Below are 22,563 nucleotides of genomic sequence, written 5' to 3' on the forward strand. Positions count from 1 at the left end.
AAGCCCCCAATTTGAGCCCTGCTGGGATCAACGGGGGCTTGGGCGGCAATGCTGTTCCTACTCAATGACATCGTGACCGAGATCGAGGCGCCGGAAATGCGGCTCCTCATCCGCGAAGCCGTGTTTGGCGGTGATGTGCAGGGCTTGCGTCCCCGCGAAGCGATGGAGCTGGCGCGCGGACGCCTGCAGGCACTGCATGATCGCGGGCAGGTTCCCGACCAGACCATGGTGGACGACCTGGCCGCGCTAATCATTGCCAAGACCGGCGCCAACGCCGCGCTGTTCCCGGTGCATGACGGCCGCGTGGCCGAAGCGCGCCTGACCATCCTGCCCGAAGCCATTCTCGCCGCCGTGCGCACCCGCTTTGCCGAGGGCCGCGGCAGCGACACCAGCGCCTTCTGGACGCGGGCTGCTTAGAGCCGATCCGCAAGCCGAACGGCAGGAAGTCGCCGATTGCAGACACCCCGATACGACCGTACAGCGAACGGATGGCGAGCGCAGAAACCACCTTTCTATTCATGTTCGGCTTTGAAAGCCCGGGCGAGCATGTCCGGAATGAGCGCAATGGCTGGGATGACGAGTCGACTTGGGCTGTTTGGATTTCAGCCGCCAACTCGGACGCCGCGCTGGCGTGGGGACGGCAAATAGCCGAGGAATTTGTGCGGCAGCTCTTCGTGCGAGCTGGGGTCACCCCAAGGTCATGGATGACCGACGAATTCGCACATTGGATCAATGACGATGAATCTGAGCTGCAGCGTGCCCGGCTGGAAGATTCAATGCCAGTAGTCGCTGATGGACAAATGCCGGATTTGTCTTGGGCGCTTGATTACTGGAGTGATCGCTAACGTCCGCAATGGGCCAAATCGCGACATAACGATTAAGGGCGAAGCCCTGATTTCCCCCGCCCGGGCAGCGAGCCCCTTCATTCCATTCGCCAAATCGGCTAGGGCCTCCGGCGAAGAGAGAACCTGACCCATGTCGCACGTGACTGAAGCCGCCCGGCGGCGCACCTTTGCCATTATCTCCCACCCTGACGCGGGCAAGACGACGCTGACGGAGAACCTGCTCCTCGCAGGCGGCGCCATCCGGGCAGCCGGTGAAGTGGCTGCGCGCGGCGAAACCCGGCGCACACGGTCTGACTGGATGAAGATCGAGCGTGACCGCGGCATCTCGGTTTCGGCTTCGGTGATGACGTTCGAGTTCGACGGCTACATGTTCAACCTGCTCGACACGCCGGGCCACGAAGACTTCTCCGAAGATACCTACCGCACGCTGACCGCTGCCGACTGCGCCGTCATGGTGCTCGACGCCGCCAAAGGCATTGAGCCCCAGACGCTGAAGCTGTTCGAAGTCTGCCGTATGCGGGACATCCCCATCGTCACCTTCATCAACAAGATGGACCGCGAAGCGCTTGAGCCCATCGCGCTGCTCGATGAGGTTCAGGACAAGCTGCAGCTCGATACCTCGCCCCTCTACTGGCCCGCTGCCAGCGGCCAGCGCTTTGCCGGCATGCTCGACCTTGCCCGCAACCAGTTCCTGCAATTCGAGCGCCGCCCTGGCGAACCTGCGCGCATCGGTCCGGCCACGGAAATTTCCGGCGAGTCTGATAGCCTGAAAGCCAACCTCGACCCCTACGTCTTCGCCGAGATGACAGAAGGCATCGAAATGGCGCGCAGCCTGCTGCCGGAGTTTGACCCTGAAGCATTCCGTGCAGGCAATATGACGCCGGTCGTGTTCGGCTCGGCGCTGCGCTATTTCGGCGTGGCGGAGCTCCTCCGCACGCTGCACTCTTACGCGCCCGCTCCCCGCCCACAGAAGGCGGTAAAGAAGGGCACCCCGGTATCCATCTCCCGCGATGACCCGTCCGTCAGCGGATTTGTCTTCAAGATCCAGGCGAACATGGACCCCAACCACCGGGACCGCGTGGCCTTCCTACGCCTCTGCTCAGGCGAATTCCGGCGCGGCATGCGCCTGAAGACCACCAGCGGCAAACAGCTCAACATCCACAATCCGCTGATGTTCATGGCGCAGGACCGCGAGATTGCCGAGACCGCCTATGCGGGCGACGTGATCGGCGTGCCAAACCATGGCCAGTTGCGCGTGGGCGACTCGCTTTCGGAGAATGGCGACATCCAGTTCGGCGGCATCCCGAACTTCGCGCCTGAGCTTCTCCGCCGCGCCCGCGTCAAAGACCCGATGAAGGCCAAACACCTGCGCAAGGCGCTCGAAAGCCTCGCCGAAGAGGGCGTCACCCAGCTGTTCCTGCCATCGATCGGCTCGGACATGATCGTCGGCGCAGTCGGCCAGCTTCAGTTTGAAGTGATGATCGAGCGGATGACGGCCGAATACAATCTCGAAGTCATGTTCGAGCAGGCGCCCTATAACGTCGCCCGCTGGATGGCGTGTGATGATCCCAAAAAGCTCGAAGAGTTCCTTGACCGGAACAAATCAGCCTCGGGCACGGACCTTGACGGCGCGCCGGTCTATCTTGCGAAGAATGCGTGGGATGTCGGCTATGCCCAGGAGAAGAACCCGGACATCCGCTTCACGGCAACGAAGGAACGGGCGCTGGCGTAACGCCGCCCTGCAACTGGCCAGGCTCGGGCACCGGCTGAGCTGCCGGCACCGGCGTTTCTCCCAGAGCTGCTTTTTTCAGCGCCAGCGCAATGCCCGATGTGGCGAGCGGGTTTTCTTCCTTCCGCCCCTGGCCGCGCTTGAGTTCGCAGCGGGCAGGCGAGGCGCCATACGTGTCCACAAACGACCAGGCCTTGCAGCTCAAATCATCATCGCAGGCCGCTTCGCAGGCCAACGAGGAGACGCTGCTCACAACGGCATAGGTCGCGCCAAAGCGGTAGACATTGGGTTCATGGCCCGGTGGCAGCGCCGCAGGCTCATACACCGCTTCCGTCCCCGTCGCTTCCAGCGGCGCGATAGGCGCCACCGAGAGCGTTTTCCCGTCCTTGCCGTCAGCATGGGCACTGGCAGCAAGGCCAAGGCAGGCGGCGGCAATCAGCATGGCAAGGCGCATCGGTTCGGACTCCCGGCATTTATCCGAAGGGCAGGCTACCCGGCCCGCGTTAACGAAGCGTTTGCCTTGAAAGAGGCGGTTCAGCCGTCAAGGCCAGCCCGCTTCTCCTCGATTTCCAGCCATTCCAGCTCGATCCCCTCAAGCTCATCGCGGGCGGTGCCAATGCGGGCAGACTTCTTGTTGAAGGCTGCCGGATCGCGCCCGTAAAGCGCCGCATCGGCGAGCTCAGTTTCAAGCTTGGCGATTTCCGCCTGCAGCTTCGGGATCAGCCCATCGATTTCCTTCTGCCGGTGCTCATCCTTGAAGGAGAGCTTTACCTGCGCCTTGGGTTTTGGCGGGGCCGTGGCCGGGGAAGCGCTCTTGGCCGGCGCCGCTTTCGGCGCGCCCTTGAGGCGGACATCTTTCAGTTGCTCCTGCGCGTCGCTCCAGCCGCCGGCCGTCTGTATCCACTCGCCTCCGCCAATCGGCGAGAGGCAGCTCGTCACGGTCGCGTCGAGAAACGCGCGGTCATGGCTCACCAGGATCAGCGTGCCCTCATAGTTCAGCAGCATGTCTTCCAGCAGGTCGAGCGTCTGCATGTCGAGATCGTTGGTCGGTTCGTCCATCACCAGAAGGTTTGACGTGCGCGCCAGGCCAATGGCGAGGGCCAGCCGGTTGCGTTCCCCGCCCGACAGCGCGCCGACAGGCTGGCGCAGCTGCTCGGGCTTGAACAGGAAGTCCTTGGCATAGGCCGCCACATGGCGCTGATGCCCCTGCACGGTGATCGAGTCCCCGCCTTCCGGGGCGAGCGCTTCCCAGATCGTATCCTTCGCGTCGAGCGTGGCCCGCGTCTGATCCTGATAGGTCACCTGCAATGTCTTGGAATGCTGCACCGATCCGGCGTCCGGCGCGATCTCGCCCAGCAGCAGGCGCACCAGCGTCGTCTTGCCCGCGCCATTGGGGCCGATGATGCCGATCCGGTCTCCGCGCAGGATGCGCAGCGACAAATCGGTTGCGATAACGAGGTCATCCCCCTCCGGGGTCTGATAGGTTTTGAACAGGCCCTTGGCCTCGATCACCTTCTTGCTTAGCGAGTCGCCCGCATCCGCCGTGATTGTGGCGGCAGCCTTGCGATCGTTCAGCGCGCTGCGCACCTGGGCATGCTCGGTTTTCAGCTGCCTCAGCCGGGCAAGGCGTCCCTGATTGCGTTTGCGCCGCGCCGTCACGCCGCGCGCCAGCCAGTGCTGCTCATCTTTCAGGTGGGTCGTCATGCGTTTGAGCTGACGTTCATCCTCTTCCTCGATCTGCTCGGCCCACTGATCAAACTTCACATAGCCTTCCGGGCTTTTCAGCACCTTGCCCTGGCGCAGCCACAGCGTGTTGGTCGAGATATTCTCCAGAAACCGGCGGTCATGGCTGACCACCAGAACAACGCCGTTGAACGCCTTCAGGCGCCCCTCCAGGAACTCGATCATCGGCACGTCGAGATGGTTTGTCGGCTCGTCCAGCAGCAGGATCGTCGGCTCCTGCGCAAACGCCTTGGCGAGCGCGGCCCGGCGCATCTGCCCGCCAGACAGCGTCTTGGGATCAGCGGCCGGATCAATGCCGAACTCCATCAGCTCGGCCTCAGCCATATAGGCCGCCTCCAGCCCGTCGGTCGCATAATCGAGCACGGTGGCATATCCCGCCAGATCCGGCTCCTGCGCGACATTGGCAAAGGTCACGCCGGGCTGTCGCCAGACCGCGCCGGAATCCGGCTCGGCCTGCTGCGAGATGATCTTCATGAGCGTCGACTTGCCCGCCCCGTTGCGCCCCACCAGCGCCGCCCGCTCCCCCTTGGACAAAGCCAGCGTCACGCCCTCGAACAGGGGCGTATTGCCGAAAGAAAGGCGGACATCGGTGAGGGTAATCAGTGGGGGCTGGGCCATGGCCGGGGAGATAGCCGCTGACGCGCGTGGACGCTAGGGGGCAAGCCCCGCACGTTCGGCCTCTGTCAGCAGGCGCCACGCGCCTTCCGACAGATCGCCCAGCTCCAGCGGGCCAAACCGGCTGCGGTGAAGGGCTTCGACATGGTTGCCAGCGGCGGCAAACATCCGGCGCACCTGATGATACCGCCCTTCGCTCAGCGTAAGACGCGCCGTCCGTTCGCCCGTCACTTCCAACTCGGCAGGCAGGCAGGGCTTGTCTTCCCCGCGCAGGATCAGCGATCCTGAGGCGAAAAATTCCTTTTCAAACCCCTCCAGCGGGCGCGCGAGGGTGGCTTCATAGGTTTTGGGAATGTCGGACTTGGGCGAGATCAGCCGGTGGAGCAGGGCGCCATCATCCGTAAACAGAAGAAGTCCGGTCGTGTCCGCGTCGAGGCGGCCAACAGACGAAATCTTCGGGTCACGTTTCAGGAAGCGCGGGGGGAGAAGATCATAGACCAGCTTCCCCTGATCCTGATGGGAGCAGGTATAGCCCGCCGGCTTGTGCATCAGGATCACCATGCCTGGGCCTGGGTCCAGCGGTTCGCCGTCAAACTCCACGTCTTCGCCCCAGCCGGTCACGCGGCCGCGCCGGATGGCCACTTCCATCTCCTTGCGCGAACCATAGCCAAGACTGGCGAGGTATTTTGCGAGCTTGCGGGTTTCGGTCATTGCCCGCTCATTTCTGGCGCTTGGGCTTCTCGGCCTTGATGATCTTGTAGCCGTCTTCGTCATCAAGCATCTCAACGCCGCGGAAGCAGGCAGAGAGTTCGCCCTCATACGGAAGATGCCGGTTGGCCACCAGCCATAGTGTGCCCGAGGGTTTCAGCGTGGCCGCCGCCGCCCGGATAAACGCCCGGCCCAGTTCGGAATTATCCGCGCGGCCTGTATGGAAAGGCGGGTTCATCAGCGCAAAATCATAGGTCGCCCGTGGCAGGTCTTTGAGCGCGTCTGCCCATTTGATCGTACACCGCGCGCCAAACGGCGCCATCGTCTGCTCCTGGCAGATCAGCGCGCGATAGTCCGCCTCGACAAGATCCATACGCTCCACCTTGTCGCAATGGTTGAGAACTTCGCGGCTGAGAAAGCCATTGCCCGCGCCAATGTCGATGCCGATGCCCTTGGTGTATTCAGGTATGCTGTCGGCCAGCAGCTCGCTGCCCGGATCAATCCGGTCCCAGCTGAAAAGGCCCGGCCGGCTCCAGAGGCTCGGCTCGATCTCGCGCGGCGTGTCCTGCGCAATCCAGTCTTCCACCAGCTCCGTGTTCATTTCATCTGCGCGCTTCACCGCCCAGAACGCGCGGCATTTGTTTTTGGTCAGGCTGCCCGCATCGCCCGCGATTTCTGCGAACACCTTTTCGGCGTTCTTGCCGCCAAGTGTATTGGGCAGGCTCGCCAGGATCACTCCGCCCTCCGGCGCCGCCAGCAGGGCGCGGGCATACAGCGCGCGTGCAAAATCGCGCTGGCGCGGGGGCACCACAATCGTCAGCTGCGCCTGCGGAATCTCCACCGAGTCCGGCGCCAGCACATTATAGCCCGCGGCTTTCAGCGCATCATGGGCCGGTTTCATGCTCGTGCGGCAAACGACGCGCTCCTTGGGAAGCTGCGACAGCCAGCCGCCGGGCTCGGCATTCAGCACCAGGATCGGGCCTTCCTCAGGCAGGGAAACCGCCCCCGTGTCGAAGGCCATCAGCAACGTATCAAAAACAACAGTATCCATCATCCGGGCACCGTTAGCCGCCAGAACGCGCGGAGGAAAGATGTCTCGCGCTTCAGGCGTTTCAGCGGCAGCCGTCTGCCCAGCCGATCACCGTGTCGATTAGCGCTGCCCGCGACCAGGAGAAGGAGTGATCCCCCGGCAGCACCACAAGGGTCGTCTCGATGTCCGGCGCCGCCTCATACGCATCCATCAACGGCTGGATCATGCCTTCCAGCGGCGTGCTTTCATCCGCGTCGCCCGCCACAATCAGAACCGACTTGCCCGCAAGCTCGGGCGCCTTGGCGCGCAGGTCAAAGGCCGCGGCATTCGAAAACAGTTCCACAATGGCCGCTTCGCCAGAGAAGCCCTTCAGCATGCTCAGCGTGTCGGTATAGCCCGAAAAGCCCTCCAGAACCTCCGGGTTGGCTGCCATGGCGGCGCCCAGAACGCCGAAATCGGCAGGCGCCAGCCCGGCGGCGCAGGCAACGCGGCTGTCATTGGCCGCGGCCGAAAAGGCCGCAAAGCCGCCCATCGAATGGCCGATCAAAATCAGCTTCTCCGGATCAGTCCGGTAGGTGCCGGCATTGGCGCGCAGGAAGCCTGTCGCTGCGCCGACGTCCTCGACCACATTGCTGAAGCTGAAATTGCCGTCGCTGCCCCAGGCGCCGCGATAGTGGAAGAACATCACATTGAAGCCCTCGCGGCGCATCGCCTGCGCCAGGTCGAGGTTCTTTTCATTGCCCGGATAGCCATGCAGCAGAACCACCGTCGGGTGGGGCCCCGCACCGTCCGCCAGATAGATCAGGCCGTTGAGGCGCGCGCCGCCGCTCTCGAAGTTGAGCTCCATCAGCGCGGGCGGATGGTCCGGATCAATCGCGGCTGGATCGGCGTAACGTCCGGTGAGCGTGGCTTCCGGCGCCAGCGCGACAGGCGTCGTGCAGGCGGCAAGCAGGGCGGTGGCAGCAAGGCTGATCGCGGCAAAAGTTTTCATGGCAGTGTCTCCCTTGCACGGAGGGTATCAGCGGCGGGGCGCGCCCGCCAGCGGCAAAGAAAAACCCCGCCGGCGCAAACCGGCGGGGTCTTCTCTTTTTATCCCTTGCGGGAAGATCAGGCTTCGACGCGCTCGATGATGATCGCAGGGGCCATGCCGCCAGCGGCACACATCGTCACGAGACCATAACGGCCGCCCGAACGCTCAAGCTCGTCCAGCGCGGTGCCGATCAGGATCGAGCCGGTTGCGCCGATCGGGTGGCCCAGCGCCATTGCGCCGCCATTGATGTTCACCTTCTCGCGGTCGAGGTCGAGATCACGGATGAACTTCTCGGCAACAACCGAGAAAGCCTCGTTGATTTCGTAGACGTCGATGTCGGTGGTTTTCAGGCCAGCTTTTTCGAGCACTTTCTTCGCAGCCGCGACCGGTGCGTTGAGCATCAGCGTCGGGCAGTCGCCCATGTTCGCCGTCGCAACGATACGGGCGCGCGGCTTCAGGCCGTGCTTCTTCATGTAAGCTTCCGAGGTGACGAGGATAGCAGCTGCGCCGTCAACCACGCCCGAGGAGTTACCCGCATGGTGAACATGGTTCACCTTGCCTTCGAGCTGGGGATACTTGCGCGTCACCATGTTGCCATAGGTGTTGCCCTGGTCGTCGACCGGAATGTCCATGTACATGCCGAACACGGTTTTCAGGCCAGCCAGGCTTTCCATCGTCGTCTGCGGACGCGGGAACTCTTCATGGTCAAGCGCAAGTGTTCCGTCCACGTTGTAAACAGGAACAACCGACTTGTTGAAGCGGCCCTCGGAAATGGCGCGGGCAGCGCGCTGCTGGCTGGTGACGGCGAGGCGGTCAACGGCTTCGCGGTCGATGCCTTCCAGCGTGGCGATCGCGTCGGCGCAAACGCCCTGCTGTGATTGCGGGTGCTTCTCGCGCAGGCGGGTGTTGCCGGCGTCCATCGTGGGCGGGTTTTTCGGGTCTGCGCTGGCAGCCGTGTAGCTCATCATTTCGCAGCCGCCTGCGATCACGCAGTCTTCCATGCCGGACATGATCTGTGCAGCGGCGAGCGAAACGGTGGTGATGCCCGAGCCGCAGAAACGGTCGAGCGTCACGCCCGAAGCCTTGATGTCGAAACCGGCATCAAGCGCGGCCATGCGGCCCATGTCGGCGCCCTGCGCGCCGCGCTGGCTGGAGGTGCCCCAGATGATGTCGTCGACCGTTGCCGTGTCGAGCTTGTTGCGCTCGGCGATGGCGCTGAGAACGGTTGCGGCGAGGTGCTGCGGGTGCATGTGGGCGAGGGCGCCCTTGCCAACTTTGCCGATGCCGCGCGGGGTGCGGACAGCGTCGATGATATAGGCTTCAGCCATGATGGTACTCCCTGTCTTTATGGATAGGCGCGCTCAAATGGCGTCTGGCTTCAGGCTTACGCGCGCGTAAGGACCATGGGAAGCCGTGACGCCGGGTCAGTCGGCTGCGCCGGTTTTGCCGCCCCAAAATCATCCGGTGGCAGAGCGTAAAAAACAGGATGGCCAGCCGGTTTGGGGCGGTTCTTTACGATCCGGCATCTCAGCAAACGGATTTCATCCCCTGATTTAAAAAGGATTTTCTGAAACTCAAGCGGCCCGGCCGGTTGAAAATTACCCTCTTAGATTGCGTTCTGATTTTTACATACTGGAAAGGCCGGGGTCGGCATCATTGCAGTCATGCCGGTCACTTCCGCATTTGCAACAGAAATGAGGGTCCGGAACAAAAACAAGATTGCCATACAGGCAACGGAGCAGGAAGATGAGATACAGAAGGTTGAAAGAGGAATCCGGGACCGCGGCGCTGGAGTTTGCCATCATCTCTCCGGTCTTTCTGTTTATGATTGCCGGTCTCCTGGCCTATGGCATCTATTTCGGCGCCGCCCATACGGTCCAGCAGATCGCCGCCAATTCAGCGCGCGCCGCGCTCGCCGGACTCGACATGGCCGAACGCGAGCATCTCGCCCGCACAACTGCCTTCGCGTCGGCTGGCACCAACGGGCTTATCCTTCCCGACAGTATGGAAGTTCAGGTCGCGGCGCATGAAGACGAGCCCACACTGATCTTCGTCACCGTAACCTATGACGCCAGCAGCCTGCCCATCTGGAATCTCGGGCCGCCTCTGCCCCTGCCGGACAAGACAATCCGCAGCGTCTCCGTCATCCGGGCGGGAGGGTTCTGAAATGCCGTGCCCCTGCCGCCTCAGCCTTGCCGCTCTCCGGCGCGCGCGGGAGCAGGGCGGCAATGTGGCGATCCTGTTCGCGCTCATCGCGCCGATCGCCACACTGATGATGGCGATGGCCATCGACCTCGGCATGGTCAACCTCCAGCGCCGCAACATGCAGTCGATGACCGACCTTGCCGCCATTACCGCTGCCGGTGACCTGCATAAGGCAGAAACGCGCGTCCTGACACTTCTCTCCGAAAATGGCTTCGGCGATGTCCTGCTTCTTGCTGAAGAGGACCGGCCCAAACGCCTCGATCCACGTTACCCCTCCCGCGCCTGGGTCGAAGTTGTGAAAGGGCACTACACCGCTGATGCCATGCTCCCCCCGGCCCTGCGTTTCGAGGCCGGGGGTGAGCCCTTTAATTCGGTGCGGGTAACAGTGGTTCAGTCCGGCCGGTATTTCATTATGGACGGGATACAGGCGCCCCCCCTGATCACGACATCCGGTGTTGCCTATTCAACAGCGGAGGCGGCGTTCTCCGTCGGCTCGCGTCTTGTGCGGATAGAGAATGGCGCGCTCAACGCGCTCCTCGGCAGTCTGCTGGGCAGTGAGCTGCGCCTCACGGCAATGGATTACCACGCGTTGATCGGCGCTGACATCGCTCTGCTTCAGATGCTGGATGTCCTGGCAACAGACCTTGACCTGACCGGGGTCAGCTATGACGACATCCTGGAGACGCAGATCAGCGCGGCGCGCCTCGCTGCGGCCATCCGCCAGACCGGCATGCTCAGCGTTCAGGCCCGCACGGCGCTTGGCCGGATCGAGGCGCATGCCGGCGCCCTGTCTACCCGGATCAGATTGTCTGATGCGATTGATCTGGGTACCACCGGCAAGCTGAAACCAGATGACACCAGACCAAAGCCCGCTTTGCAAGCCCCGGTCATGGAACTGCTCACTGCCGCCATCACGGCCTCCAACGGCGAGCACCAGGTCGCCCTCGATCTGGGCACGTCGATCCCCGGACTGTTGAAAACCCATGTTGAACTGAACATCGGCGAGCGGCCGCAAAATTCTCCCTGGTTGCGCCTGTCCGGTCCCAACGCCGTCGTCACGACGGCGCAGACACGGCTGAAGGTCGATCTTGAAGTGCCCGGCCTGGCGCTGCTGGCAGGGACCAGGGTCCGTATCCCGCTATACGTGGAAATCGCGTCGGCTGAGGCCCGGCTCCGGAAAGTGTCCTGCCGTGCCACGCGCCCCGGCGAAACCATGGTGACCGTGGCCGCGCAACCCTCCGTCGGCCGCGTAATGATCGGAGAGATCAGCCGCAATGACTTCGAGCAAATGGGCCGCACGATGCGTGTCTCGCTTACAAAGATCGTCGATACGGTGCTGCTGGATGTGCGCGCCAGGGCGGATGCGCGTATCGGAAATGTGAGGTCTGCGGACCTTTCCTTCAGCCAGGCCGACATCGACGCCGGGCGCATCAGGACAGCCACAACCGGCACCTATACCTCGTCGCTGCTGGGCTCCGCGCTGCGAGACCTGGAGGTGCGGGTCGATGCCGGACCGCTCTCTCTGGCGACGCCGTCCCTGATACAGGCGGCCCTGGGCGCGACGCTGACGCCGGTTCTGGAGCCGGTGGACACTGTCGTCTACAACCTGCTCAGCGTTCTGGGCGTCCATCTGGGCGAAGCCGACATCCGCGTCCATGGCGTCACCTGCCAGGCACCCGTTCTCGTTCAGTGATTAATATGTCCGGAGACGGACTGATCGGGAAGATCAGCCGGCGGCTTCAGACCGGGCGTTTCTCATCGCCTTCGCCGCCCCAGAAGCGTTTGATCTTGCCGAGGAAGCCTTCGCTTTCCGGATGGCAGTCAGCGCCCGAGCAGTCGCAGAACTGGCGCAGCAGGTCTTTCTGCCGGGCAGTCAGGTTCTGCGGGGTTTCCACGAACATCTCGACATAGAGGTCGCCGGTCTGGCCATTGGCGCGCACGCTCGGCATGCCCTTGCTGCGCAGGCGCAACTTGCGGCCGGTCTGCGCGCCCTCGGGAATGGCAACGCGGGCCCGTCCGCCATCGATGGTCGGAATGTCAATTTCTCCGCCCAGCGCCGCGGTCGTCATCGGCACCGGCGCGCGGCAATAGAGGTTGGGTCCGTCGCGCTCGAAGATGTCATGCTCGACCACTTCAACGAAGATATAGAGGTCGCCCTTCGGCCCGCCCGATGTGCCCGGTTCGCCTTCGCCGGAAAGGCGGATGCGCATCCCGCTCTCGACGCCGGCAGGGATCTTCACCTGCAGCTTGCGTTCTTCCTTCACCTGGCCATGCCCGCCGCAGGTCTTGCACGGCTTCCGGATGATCTGGCCGCGGCCCTGACAGATATGGCATGTGCGTTCCATGGTGAAAAAGCCCTGCTGGGCGCGCACGCGGCCATGGCCGCCACAGGTTTCGCAGGTTTCCGGCTTGGTGCCCGGTGCTGCGCCCGTGCCTTCGCAGGGGCGGCACGCAACGGCCTGGGGCACATGGATGGTTTCATCCTTGCCGTAAAAGGCTTCTTCCAGCGTGATTTCGAGATCGTAGCGCAGGTCAGCCCCGCGCTGCGGGCCGCTGCGGCGGCGCCCGCCGGCAAACCCGCCGGCACCGAACACCTGGCTGAACAGATCCTGGAAAATGTCTTCGGGGTTACCGCCCTGGCCGCCGAACGGGCTGCCGCCGCCCATGCCGCCATTCTCGAAGGCGCCATGGCCATACCGGTCATAAGCGGCGCGTTTCTGCGGATCGGAGAGAATGGCGTAGGCTTCGCCCACTTCCTTGAACTTGTCTTCGGCGGCTGTGTCGCCGGCATTCTGGTCGGGGTGATACTTCATCGCGAGCTTGCGATACGCCGATTTAAGCGCCTTCTCATCGACGCCGCGTTCGACCCCGAGCACTTCATAATAGTCGCGCTTACTCATGTTATCGTCGCTGCCTGAACTCTTTACCGCCCTGTGCGGGACATTTGGGGCGCCCTCCGGCCCCCTGCAAGGGCCGGAATCAGGCGGGTTTCAGGTCAATTAGCTACCACCGGGCGGGAATTGGGTAATACCCTTCTCCACCACAGAGGCGCCGGAGCCGCCAATCTGCTTCACCGCGAGGCCCCTCTGGGCCGTCCCGTCCAGACGATACCGGAAGAGGCCATTAACCCCCATGAAGCCATTGGGATCGGTCACACCGGAATGCTGGATGGTCCCGGTCGCGGAGAGGTTTACCGCCATCGCGGCGGCGTCATAGGCCGCTGCGGCCAGGTCGCTCGGCGCGCGGCCGTAGATCCGGCGATAGGTCTCCTTGAAGGTCGCCATGCTGTCAGGATCGGGGGTGGCAAAGATGCCGCCTTCCAGGGTGGGCTCGCGCCAGATCGCGCTGTCGTCCCAGGTGCTCGTGCCCATCAGGCGCACGCGGCCCAGATTGACGCCATTATACGGAAGCAGCGGCGCCACTGCGAGCAGCTTGTTGCCGCGCTCGGGGATCATCACGCCGATCCGCTCGCTGGAATTGGCGTATTCCGCCTTCACCACGCTGGCAATCTGACGGGCCTGATCGCCCGCGCCGCCGTCTGCCGGATAGAACGCGCTCGACGCCATGCGCCAGCCATTCTTTGCCGCCTCGGTGCGCATCGCGGTCTCTACCTGACGGCCATACGGGCTGTCGGGGCCCAGGAACACGAAGGTGCGGGTACCCCGGCTGGCCGCATAGGCCATCACGCGGATCACTTCCTCTTCCGGCATGATCGAGGCGAGATACGCCCCGCCGCCGGCCGCATTCACATCGTTGGAGAAGGCCACAACCGGGATCGATTTGCGATTGCCCGCCGCTTTCACGCCGCCCACATTGGCCGAAAAGAGCGGCCCGAGAATGATGTCGGCGCCTTCCTTGATGGCCTCGTCCGCGCGGGCTTCGGCCGTCGAGGCGCGCCCGGCAGTATCCATCGGCATGATCAGGAAATCGGTCCCGGCCAGTTCAAACAGTGCCAGCTCGATGCCCGCCAGCATGCTTTCTGCTTCGGTGCGCACATTCGCGCTCGGATGCGTGAATGGCAGCAGCACAGCGGCGCGCTTCACATCCTTGCCGCGCATGAATTCGGGCGTCAGCCCGCCATCTTCGCGCACAAACGGCTCAAGCTCGATTTCCTCGAACTCCTCCCCGGCCTGGGCGCGAACGGGCTCGCCGGTCACCGGATCGACGCGCGGCTGACCGGTTCCGATCGACACCGGCGGGCGCGCAGGCGCCGAGGCGCAGGCGGTTGCCAGAAGCAGCGAGGCCAGCACAAGGCTTGGCGCCCGCAGTTTCCTGAGTAAGGGTGGCAACAATGTCATCTTCCGATCCTTCCGACGCCAGTTCGAATCCAGCCAAGGGCGACTCTATGAGCGCCGCTGGCGGCGGGCAACAGCCCGTTGCCGTTTCTCCGGGCCTGTATGTTGTTTCCACCCCGATCGGCAACCTCCGAGACATCACCCTTCGCGCGCTGGACATCCTGTCCGCTGCCGATGAGGTGCTGGCCGAAGACACCCGCGTGGCGGGAAAGCTTATGTCCGCCTACGGGATTAAAGCCCGCCTCAGCCCTTACCATGACCATAATGGGGCCGAACGGAGACCGCAGATCCTTTCCCGCCTCGCCGATGGCGGCCGCATTGCCCTGATTTCTGACGCCGGCACGCCGCTGATCTCCGATCCGGGCTGGAAACTGGTGCATGACGCCCTCGAAGCGGGCCACAAGGTCTATCCTGTGCCCGGCGCCTCGGCGCTCCTTGCCGGGCTCGTTGCGTCCGGCCTGCCCAGCGACCGGTTCATGTTCGCCGGCTTCCTGCCGCCCAAATCCGGCGCCCGCAAAGCCGCGCTTGAAACGCTCAAACATGTTCCCGGCACGCTCGTCTTCTATGAAAGCGGCCCGCGCCTGGCCGAAAGCCTCGCCGATCTCGCCGCCGTCCTCGGAGGCGGCCGCACCGCCGCCGTCGCCCGCGAGCTGACCAAGCTGTTTGAAGAAACCCGCCGCGGCACGCTCACCAGCCTCGCCGAACATTATCAAACCGCCGGTCCCCCGCGCGGCGAAATCGTCATCCTCACCGGCCCGCCCGAAGAAAAGACCTCCACGCCCGGTGATCTCGACGCTGCCTTGCGCGACGCGCTCCTCACCATGCCCACCAAGGACGCCGCCACCAGCGTCGCCGAAGCCCTCGGCCTGCCGCGCCGCGACGTCTATCAGCGCGCCCTCCAGCTCAAATCGGAAAATGCCGGCTAAGCGCCAGATTGCCGAGGCAAGGGGGCGCCAGGCCGAGCGCCGCGCCGCGCTCTGGCTGCGCCTCAAGGGCTGTTCCGTTCTCGCCGCGCGCGTAAAACTTCCGGGCGGCGAGATCGACCTGATCGCCCGCAAGGGCCGCCTCATTGCGTTTGTCGAGGTGAAAGCCCGCGCCCGGCGCGATGATGCCCTCGGCGCGGTCAGTGTCCAATCCTGGCACCGCATCGCCCGCGCCGCCGAAGTCTGGATGGGCCATCGCCCGAAATTTGCCGGGTATGGCTGGCGCTACGACCTCATCGCCCTGGCTCCGGGCAGCCTGCCTTATCATCTCAAAGATGCCTGGCGGCCCGGCCTGGCGTAAAAAGAGTTGATCAAATTCCGCGCTTGTCTAGGACTGGCGCTCTGGCGCAATTCCACGGGGACGGGATTTTCGCGATCTGGTTTGAAACTTGCTTTGACGGGTTCAGCCCGCCGTTAGTCTGCGGCGGGATTTCGCCCCATCCGTCATGACTGAGCGAACGAAGATGAAACTTATCAAAGCCTTGCCGGCATTTATGACCCGCTCAGACGCGAATGATCCGATTACGGCAATCGCCCTCGGGGCCGGGGTGAGCCTGATCGGGACAATCACACTGTCCTATGTCCTGGCCGCCATCGCGCTCATCACGGGCATCGGCATCGGGCAGGTCATGTCCGTGCTCATCCTCGGCGCCGCCTTCGGCCTCTCCGTCTGGATCGCCACCTTCGACCGGCCGGATCCGCGCCTGCAGGTCATCGCGCTTGCCGCTTTCCTCATCGGCGCCGCAATCGGGCTCACCCTGCTGCTCCTCGACATCAGCATCGATGGTCAGTGGTATCATTTCCAGGCGCTGTCTTCGCTGGTGGAGGGGTGGAACCCTTATTACGAGCCCTTCGCCATCGCGCCCAGCCTGACCGAGGCGGGCTACACCTCCTGGCCGTCAGAGGTCTATGTGATCTGGCCGGAACACTATCCCCACGCCCACTGGCTGGTCATGGCCCTTCCGGTTAGCGCAGGTCTGCCGATGGAGACGGCTAAATTCCTGCAATTCACCCTGCTCAGCGGCGCAGGCCTGGTTGCCTTTGCGGCGCTGCGCCATGCGGGGTTTTCCTTCCTGGCAGGCCTCTTCGGCGCGCTGGCCCTTATGGCCAACCCCGTCGCCGTCGGTCAGATCCATACAAAGCTCAATGACGGCCTCTTGTTTTCCAGCCTGCTGGCGTTCGGCGCGCTCAGCCTGCTCTGGCTGATTTTCCGGCAGAGGCGCTATCTGGCGCTCGCGGGTCTGGTCATCTGCTTTGCGGTCGGGCTGAAATTCTCCGCCATTCCCTATTTTGTCGTGGCCTGCGCCCTGGTGCTGCTGGCCATCTGGACAATGCGGGACCTGAAAACCTGCCTTCAGCCCGCCATCGTCATGGCCGGGGCAGGGATTATCGGCATCTTCGGAATTGGCTTCTCGCCTTACGTCCAGAATATTGCTGGCTTTGGCCATCCGTTTTACCCGCTGATGGCAGGCGCCAACGCAGAGACGCTCGACATTATCAGGTATGTCGTTCCGCCCGGCCTGGGGGGGCGCACCGGCCTCTCAGCCTTCTTCTTCTCCCTGTTTTCCGAAACCCATTCGGGCTGGTCGCCGGTGGCGCCGGAACTCAAGATCCCGCTCACGCTGCATGGGCGTGAAATCTACCCCTCCGGCGCGGCCGACGTACAACTCGCCGGCTTCGGTCCCTTATTCTCGGGCGCGCTGCTCCTGTCGGCGGTGCTCGCTGGCCTTCTGCTGCTGCGCGAGCGGCAAAACCGCGTCATCCTGCTCCTGCTGGGCATGGCGGTGACTGTATTCGTCCTGACGGCGCTGTTCCCCGAAAGCTGGTGGGCGCGCTATGTACCCCAGCTCTGGCTCGTTCCGGCAGGTATCGGCGTGACCGGCCTCCTGGCAAAAACCCGCCCCGCCAGATGGCTGGCCTGGAGCATCCTTGTCATTCTGCTGGTGAACTCGTCCCTGATGGCGGCAACCAATCTCGCCCGCACCTACAGGCACAATCAGGAAATTGTGACCCAGATGGACCGCTTCGCCGCGGTCGGCCGGGATGTGGTGGTCGATCCCGATCTCTCGCTCGCCCGTGTCCAGGTCCTCAGGGATCATGGCTTCACTGTGCGGGTCGAGACAGTGATAGACCCCGCAACGTGCAGCCCCGGCGAACGTCTCGCCAGCTATGGTCAGGATATTGAAGGCGGTTATCTCTGCATAAAGCGATAGCTGTGTAAGGATGCCCCGGCCGCCAAAACTGGCCGATCAAGCGGAATACCCCATGGCAACCATCGACATCCTCATGCCGGCCTACAATGCTGCGGCCACCATCGAGGCGGCTGTCGAAAGTCTCCGCGCACAGACGGTCTCCGATTTCCGCATCATCATTATTGATGATGGTTCGACGGACGAGACCCCGGCCATCCTCGCCCGCCTCGCCGCGCTGGATCCCCGCCTGGTCGTTATCCGCAAGGAAAACGCCGGCATTGTCGAGGCGCGCAACACCGCGCTCTCCCATGCCGAGGCCGAGTTCATCGCCTGCCTCGATGCCGACGACATCTCCCTGCCGAACCGGCTTGAGCTCACCCTGAATTATCTGCGCGCCCATCCTGAATGTATCGCCGTCGGTGGCCGGGTTCAGCATATCGACGAAACCGGCAAACCCCTGCCGGGCGTCGATCAGCCCGCTGATCCCGAAGGCGCCCGCGTCGACACCATTCCCGCCCGCGATCCCTACATCATCCACTCCACCCTGATGACCCGCCGCGCCGAGGTCGAAGCGGTGGGGCGTTACCGCCATGTGCCTTACTCTGAAGATACCGATCTCTTCTGGCGCCTGGGCGAGCGGGGCAGGCTGGTCATCCTGCCCGAAATCCTCACCCTCTACCGGGTTCACACTGCCAGCGTCTCCAGCACGCTCCATAATGGCCGGGTCATGGCCGTCGGCTGCCAGCTCGGCGCCCGGTCTGCCGCCCGCCGCCGCGCCGGCAGGCCTGATATCGCCTTCTCGAAGGCCGCTTATGAAACCCTGAAAAAACAGCCCGGCCTCGAACAGATGGTCGCGTCCGTTTCGGTAAACTTTGATGAGGCCGACGAAAAACACTTCCGCATGGCCGTCGCGGTCAAGCTGATGGAAATGACCCGCATGCGCCCGTTCGAGCCCGATCGCGCCGATTGCGCCTATATCCGCGATGCCTGGCAATACGCTGGCAGGCTCGATACGGAAAACCGCAACCAGTTCTCCTGGTATCTCACCGTCACCGCCGCCCGCCTCATCCGCGTCGGGCGGCTGGGAGACGCGCTGGCGCTTCTGCCGCCGCGTTTCCTCCCCATCGCCTTTGCCCGCTTCGTGAAAGGGCAGGGCTGAGCGCCCGGCTTATTCCTCCAGCACCGGCGTTTCCTGGATCGACACCAGATACGCCAGCAACACATCCATCCCCAGATCGCCGAACACGAAGCCCGGCATGTCCTCATGGCCGACATGAATGCCCGCCCGGAAGTCCTCGGCGAGGTTTTCCGGCGAATAGAGCGACAGCACATAGCGCAGCGGCGGCGCATCGGCCCGAAGGCTTCCCTCCTGGCCTAGCCCGTGACAGATCGCGCAATGGGTCTGGGCAATCGCCTCGCCATCGGCAATCGAGGCCTCATCCATCGGAATGCCCAGCGCCGCGACATCAAACACAGGTCCGGCCGGTTCCGCCGGGGCCACCTCAGCAGCCTCCACCGGCGGCGCAGGCGCAGGCTCGTTCGAGGGCGCTGCTGCCTCGCGCCCACATGCCGCCAGCATCAGCACGCTCGCTGAAACCAGCAGGATGGGCCGCATGAAAGGGGGGGCATATCGCATCGCTCAGTCTCCTCCGGTCGGGCAATCGCCGGGCCGCATCGGCGCGGTCTTCCGAGCCTTACCCTGCAACAGGGCCGCATCAAGGCAAACCCGTAGAATTCCCTATACCAGCGGGTGCCTTCACCCTGCCGTAATCTTCTATCAGTTAGGCTGCGGGTTTCAGGCAGCTTCAAGAGGTCAGGCCGGGCCGTTCACATCATGACAGATCGTCATCCACCGCCCCGTATGCCCCGTGTGATCCGGGTGCCCGCACAGGCCCTTGCCGCGCGGCGGCTCAGCCCGTTGCGCGTCGCGCTGATCGTCATCGGCTTCCTCGTTCTCTGCGGCGGTGGCTGGGCCCTCTGGAAATGGCAGAGCCTGCATTCAGGCATGCCCAAACTCCCCGAAGTCGCTGATCTCTGGCAGGCCCAGCGCGAACCCGCCATCGAGTTCATCGACAATGAAGGCAACACGCTTGCCGTGCGCGGCCCCCGCTATGGCCGCGCCATCGCCATCGCCGATCTTCCCCGCCACGTCCCCCAGGCCTTCATCGCGGCTGAGGATAAACGCTTCTACGAACATGACGGCGCCGATGAGGCCGCCATCGCCCGCGCCGCCATCTCCAACGCCGCCGCCGGCGAAACCGTCTCGGGCGCCTCCACCATCACCCAACAGCTGGTGAAAAACCTCGTCCTCAGCTCGCGCCAGACGATGCAGCGCAAGGCCCAGGAAATCACGCTCGCCCGCCAGCTCGAGAAAAAGCTCACCAAGGACGAGATCCTCTCGCTCTATCTCAACCGTATCTATTTCGGCGCCGGCCTCTACGGCATCGACGCGGCTTCCCGCCACTATTTCGGCAAGCCCCCGGCGGAGCTCAAAATCCACGAAGCCGCGCTGCTGGCCGCCCTCCCCAAGGCCCCGTCCAAGCTCAACCTGCGCGAAAACCTCGAAGGCGCCAAAGCCCGCCAGCTCTACGTGCTGAAGGAAATGGAGAGCGAACGCTTCATCTCCAAACAGGAAGCCGCCGCCGCGCGCGAAGCGGAAATCAACATCATCGCGCCGCCGAAATATGACCCCCAGCTCGGCTATGTGCTCGATGCCGCCGCCGAGCGTCTGACCACGATGCTGCCCCGCGTGCCGGGCGACGCGGTTGTTCAGCTCACGATCAATCCGAAAATCCAGCAGAAAACCCAGACCCTGCTGACAGAACGCCTCGCCAGGGATGGCAAGGCGCTCGCCGCCAGCCAGGTCTCCGCCATGATCGTGGACCGCAACGGCCGCGTCGTCGCCCTCACCGGCGGGGTCGATTACGCCGCTTCGCCCTATAACCGGGCCACCCAGTCCAAACGCCAGCCCGGCTCCAGCTTCAAGCCCTTCGTCTTCGCCCTTGCGCTGGAAGACGGCTACTCGCCCTATGACGTCTTCAATGACCGCCCGATCACCATCGGCAAGTGGCAGCCGGTCAATTACAGCGGCGAGTATCACGGCCCCATGACGCTGTCTGAAGCGCTCACCCGCTCCACCAACACCGTCGCGGCCGAACTCGGCAATGAAACCAATCCCGAGCGGGTCGCCGCCCTCGCCAAACGCTTCGGCATCGAGAGCGAGCTGAAACCCTTTCCCTCCATTGCGCTGGGCAGCCAGGAAGTCTCCCTTTGGGAACTGGTGCGGGCCTTTGGCGTGTTCCAGTCAGGCGGCTACCGGCTTGAGCCTTACCTGATCGAGCGGGTGACCGACTCGCGCGGCGCCGTCTATTACGAACACCCCGCTTCGGAACGCGAACGTGTGTACCCGGAAGACCTGACCGCCGAAATGAACGCCATGATGATGCGCGTCGTCAGCGCCACCTTCGGCACCGGCGGGCGCGCCCGCATTCCGGGCTGGACCGTCGCGGGCAAGACCGGCACCAGCCAGGAGTCGCGCGACGCCTGGTTCGTCGGCTTTACGGCGGCCTATCTCGGCGGCGTCTGGGTCGGCAATGATGATGACACGCCAATGAAGCGCGTCACTGGCGGCACCCTCCCGGCGGAGCTCTGGTCCGACATCATGGAAATCGCCCATGAAGGCCAGAAACCCGAAGCCCTCTTCGGCGCCAGCCGCGCGGTGATCCTTGATCCGGCGGCAGAGCAGCGCATCACCTTCTATCGCGGCATGGCCCAGGCCTTCGCAGCCGCCTCCGGCTCCTCCCAGACCGCCAGCCGCGGCGGCCCTGTTCAGCAGGCGGAATAGGCCAAAGAACAGAATAGGGGCGGGCCATTTCGGGCCGGCCTTCGAAGTCAGTTCTTGTATTTGAAGATGTATTCCGTAAACGGAATGACTGCTCCCGCGGCTCAGCCAATCCCCGGCGCGCAGACGCGGTTGCGGCCCTTGGCCTTGGCATCATAGAGGCTGGCGTCGGCCTTCTGGATCAGCTCGCGCGCGGTCATGCCCGGCTGATATTTCGCCACACCGAACGAGGCGGTCACGGCGGGCAGGGGCCCGACGCTGCCTTCGGCTTCATGCACGGTCTTGCTGAGCGTATGCTTGATGTTCACCAGCCGGTTATAGGCCGCCATCAGGTCGCTGCCGGGGAAGATGATCGCAAACTCCTCGCCGCCATACCGCGCCACAAGCCTGGGCTCGTTGGCGCTGCCGGAAATCAGCCGCGCAAAATTCTGCAACACAACATCGCCGGCAGGGTGGCCAAAGGTATCGTTGAGCGCCTTGAAATGGTCGAGGTCCGCCATCGCCACGCATAGCGGTTCATGCGTGCGCGCGGCATGGTCCATCGCCTCTTCCAGCGTCTTGTCAAAGGCGCGGCGGTTGGGAATGGCGGTCAGCGGATCGCGCAGGCTCTGCGTGCGCACTTCGTCCAGCTGTTCGCTTAAAGTGGAGATCAGGCTCTGCGACCGGGCCAGGCCCTGGTTCAGCTCCTGCGTCATCGCATTCATGCGCCGGTTTTCCTCGATCAGTCCGGAAACCAGCGTGTTGAACTGCTCCGGCGAAGAGGCTTGAGGCAGGTCCTGCTCCAGCGTCGACAGTGTTTCTGAAAAGGCGGTGTTCTGTTGCAGGCTCGTGCCGAGCACCGAGAGCACTTCGTCAATCTCGTCGCCAATCGCCTGGCTGATGTCATGGGTGGCAAACACGCTCTGTTCTTCGGCCAGATAGGCCTGGAACAGCAGCTCAATGTCATAGGCCGAAATCGCGTCCTGCCCCAGCAGCAGCTCATCAATCTCCGCCACCAGCGCCGGATCGGCATTGGTGGAATAGGCAAACCACACGGCATAGGCATTGGGGAAGGGCGCGGTCTTGTACTTCTCGCTGAGCTGGAACACGCGAACGGCCGCCTTGCAGGCCTCCCGGAAATCCAGGTTTGCCCGTTGCCCGGACGGCGTAGCCAGAGGTGCTCGGTCGATCAGTTGCGCGCCCATTTTGGGTCCATTTCATGCCATCTTGAGTGTCACAATCTACCCAAAGAGGGTTTGAGGACGGTTAATACCGGTTGAGTTGTTTTTTTCTGGGCGCTGTCGAGCGGATGGGCGAGGACATGATTTCCGGGAGCCTCCTTGTGTTCCGGCCGCCCGGCTTCCCCGG

At 63.6% G+C, this 22,563-nt stretch carries 20 protein-coding genes; 10 read left to right on the top strand and 10 right to left on the bottom strand.

Going from position 1 to position 22,563, the window contains the following annotated elements:
* Positions 1–48: 48 nt before the first annotated feature.
* The 3 genes from HNE_RS03740 to HNE_RS03750 all read left to right on the top strand — a co-directional run bounded on the left by HNE_RS03740 (position 49) and on the right by HNE_RS03750 (position 2,577).
* Positions 49–417 carry a hypothetical protein gene (locus HNE_RS03740; protein ID WP_035590117.1) on the top strand — a complete coding sequence of 123 codons (369 nt, stop codon included), beginning with the start codon at positions 49–51 and terminating at the stop codon, positions 415–417.
* A gap of 71 nt (positions 418–488) precedes the next feature.
* On the top strand, positions 489–845 hold the full coding sequence (locus HNE_RS03745; RefSeq protein ID WP_011645779.1) for a hypothetical protein: 357 nt from the start codon (positions 489–491) through the stop codon (positions 843–845).
* A gap of 130 nt (positions 846–975) precedes the next feature.
* Entirely contained in the window at positions 976–2,577 is a 1,602-nt protein-coding gene (locus HNE_RS03750) for a peptide chain release factor 3 (protein ID WP_011645780.1), read from the top strand.
* Here HNE_RS03750 and HNE_RS03755 read toward each other — a convergent pair.
* From HNE_RS03755 to HNE_RS03780, 6 genes are all read right to left on the bottom strand, one after another.
* Positions 2,546–3,028: a PAN domain-containing protein gene (locus tag HNE_RS03755; protein WP_011645781.1), complete on the bottom strand. Its 483-nt coding sequence runs from the start codon at positions 3,026–3,028 to the stop codon at positions 2,546–2,548. The genes HNE_RS03750 and HNE_RS03755 overlap by 32 nt on opposite strands.
* 80 nt (positions 3,029–3,108) lie before the next feature.
* A complete protein-coding gene (locus HNE_RS03760; RefSeq protein WP_011645782.1) occupies positions 3,109–4,935 on the bottom strand; it encodes an ABC-F family ATP-binding cassette domain-containing protein in 1,827 nt (608 codons plus the stop codon).
* Positions 4,936–4,968: 33 nt separating this feature from the next.
* Complete coding sequence (locus HNE_RS03765) at positions 4,969–5,643, bottom strand: pseudouridine synthase (protein WP_011645783.1); 675 nt, start codon at positions 5,641–5,643, stop codon at positions 4,969–4,971.
* A gap of 7 nt (positions 5,644–5,650) precedes the next feature.
* On the bottom strand, positions 5,651–6,694 hold the full coding sequence (locus HNE_RS03770; RefSeq protein ID WP_049755017.1) for a class I SAM-dependent methyltransferase: 1,044 nt from the start codon (positions 6,692–6,694) through the stop codon (positions 5,651–5,653).
* A gap of 58 nt (positions 6,695–6,752) precedes the next feature.
* Positions 6,753–7,661, bottom strand: a complete 909-nt coding sequence (locus tag HNE_RS03775; protein ID WP_011645785.1) for an alpha/beta hydrolase family protein — start codon at positions 7,659–7,661, stop codon at positions 6,753–6,755.
* 116 nt (positions 7,662–7,777) lie between these two features.
* A complete protein-coding gene (locus HNE_RS03780; protein WP_011645786.1) occupies positions 7,778–9,028 on the bottom strand; it encodes an acetyl-CoA C-acetyltransferase in 1,251 nt (416 codons plus the stop codon).
* A gap of 418 nt (positions 9,029–9,446) precedes the next feature.
* Between HNE_RS03780 and HNE_RS03785 the strand changes: the two genes are divergently transcribed.
* Positions 9,447–9,866 carry a TadE/TadG family type IV pilus assembly protein gene (locus HNE_RS03785; RefSeq protein ID WP_011645787.1) on the top strand — a complete coding sequence of 140 codons (420 nt, stop codon included), beginning with the start codon at positions 9,447–9,449 and terminating at the stop codon, positions 9,864–9,866.
* 1 nt (position 9,867) lies between these two features.
* The gene (locus HNE_RS03790) at positions 9,868–11,598 is read left to right on the top strand and encodes a pilus assembly protein TadG-related protein (protein ID WP_011645788.1); all 1,731 of its coding nucleotides are present in this window, start codon (positions 9,868–9,870) and stop codon (positions 11,596–11,598) included.
* A 46-nt stretch (positions 11,599–11,644) separates the two neighbouring features.
* On the opposite strand, the gene dnaJ is transcribed toward HNE_RS03790, so the two are convergent.
* Complete coding sequence (gene dnaJ / locus HNE_RS03795; RefSeq protein WP_011645789.1) at positions 11,645–12,805, bottom strand: molecular chaperone DnaJ; 1,161 nt, start codon at positions 12,803–12,805, stop codon at positions 11,645–11,647.
* 99 nt (positions 12,806–12,904) lie between these two features.
* Positions 12,905–14,203 (bottom strand): penicillin-binding protein activator, encoded by a 1,299-nt coding sequence (locus HNE_RS03800; RefSeq protein ID WP_011645790.1) that lies wholly within the window; start codon positions 14,201–14,203, stop codon positions 12,905–12,907.
* Positions 14,204–14,250: 47 nt separating this feature from the next.
* On the opposite strand from HNE_RS03800, the gene rsmI reads away from it, so the two are divergent.
* From rsmI to HNE_RS03820, 4 genes are all read left to right on the top strand, one after another.
* Positions 14,251–15,126 carry a 16S rRNA (cytidine(1402)-2'-O)-methyltransferase gene (rsmI, locus tag HNE_RS03805; RefSeq protein WP_011645791.1) on the top strand — a complete coding sequence of 292 codons (876 nt, stop codon included), beginning with the start codon at positions 14,251–14,253 and terminating at the stop codon, positions 15,124–15,126.
* Complete coding sequence (locus HNE_RS03810) at positions 15,116–15,484, top strand: YraN family protein (protein ID WP_011645792.1); 369 nt, start codon at positions 15,116–15,118, stop codon at positions 15,482–15,484. Before rsmI ends, HNE_RS03810 begins: the two co-directional genes overlap by 11 nt.
* 163 nt (positions 15,485–15,647) lie before the next feature.
* Entirely contained in the window at positions 15,648–17,396 is a 1,749-nt protein-coding gene (locus HNE_RS03815) for a hypothetical protein (RefSeq protein ID WP_035590116.1), read from the top strand.
* Between the two features lie 52 nt (positions 17,397–17,448).
* A complete protein-coding gene (locus HNE_RS03820; RefSeq protein WP_049755019.1) occupies positions 17,449–18,534 on the top strand; it encodes a glycosyltransferase family 2 protein in 1,086 nt (361 codons plus the stop codon).
* A gap of 9 nt (positions 18,535–18,543) precedes the next feature.
* Here the strand turns inward: HNE_RS03820 and HNE_RS03825 are convergent, their stop codons facing one another.
* The gene (locus tag HNE_RS03825) at positions 18,544–19,011 is read right to left on the bottom strand and encodes a c-type cytochrome (protein ID WP_011645795.1); all 468 of its coding nucleotides are present in this window, start codon (positions 19,009–19,011) and stop codon (positions 18,544–18,546) included.
* Between the two features lie 198 nt (positions 19,012–19,209).
* Here HNE_RS03825 and HNE_RS03830 point away from each other — a divergent pair, with 198 nt between their 5' ends.
* Positions 19,210–21,219 carry a transglycosylase domain-containing protein gene (locus tag HNE_RS03830; protein ID WP_148205801.1) on the top strand — a complete coding sequence of 670 codons (2,010 nt, stop codon included), beginning with the start codon at positions 19,210–19,212 and terminating at the stop codon, positions 21,217–21,219.
* A gap of 101 nt (positions 21,220–21,320) precedes the next feature.
* Here HNE_RS03830 and HNE_RS03835 read toward each other — a convergent pair whose 3' ends face one another.
* Entirely contained in the window at positions 21,321–22,400 is a 1,080-nt protein-coding gene (locus HNE_RS03835; RefSeq protein ID WP_035590113.1) for a GGDEF domain-containing protein, read from the bottom strand.
* Positions 22,401–22,563: the final 163 nt, after the last annotated feature.

Source organism: Hyphomonas neptunium ATCC 15444, from assembly GCF_000013025.1.
GTDB classification, from domain to species: Bacteria; Pseudomonadota; Alphaproteobacteria; order Caulobacterales; family Hyphomonadaceae; genus Hyphomonas; species Hyphomonas neptunia.